A 348-nucleotide genomic window follows, 5' to 3' on the forward strand; every position below is an offset into this window, starting at 1 on the left:
TGCTGTTCGATCCATTCGGCCAGGGGCCGGTCAGGCGAAGGGTGTGGTGGGTCGTCCAACAGCAGGGTCAGCGTTTCGGCCAGGTCACCCACCTGCGCATAGCTGTCTTCCACCAGCCCTTCGACTACTGGCACGTGGTGCCGGATGCCCCCAGCGGCTGGTGGGTGGATCACTTCGACATCCACATCATCCGCAAGCCGGAAGACGCGCTGGCGCTGCTGCTGCCCTTGGCCGCCTGCACCACCGCCCCCGCCCCTTCCGCCTCTGTTCCCACTTCCATCGCTGCGGCGGCACCGCCGAAGCTGCTGCTGATCTCCATCGACGGCCTGCGCGCCGATGCGCTGGACC

1 pseudogene is annotated in these 348 nt (G+C 67.5%); it reads left to right on the top strand.

Annotated elements, in window-relative coordinates:
* Positions 1-104 precede the first annotated feature (104 nt).
* Positions 105-221: pseudogene (locus tag ABGA94_RS22450) on the top strand (hypothetical protein); the annotation flags it as partial.
* Positions 222-348: the final 127 nt, after the last annotated feature.

It is taken from the genome of Stenotrophomonas sp. 3diitr2024, assembly GCF_042136455.1.
In the GTDB taxonomy this organism is placed as follows: domain Bacteria; phylum Pseudomonadota; class Gammaproteobacteria; order Xanthomonadales; family Xanthomonadaceae; genus Stenotrophomonas; species Stenotrophomonas sepilia.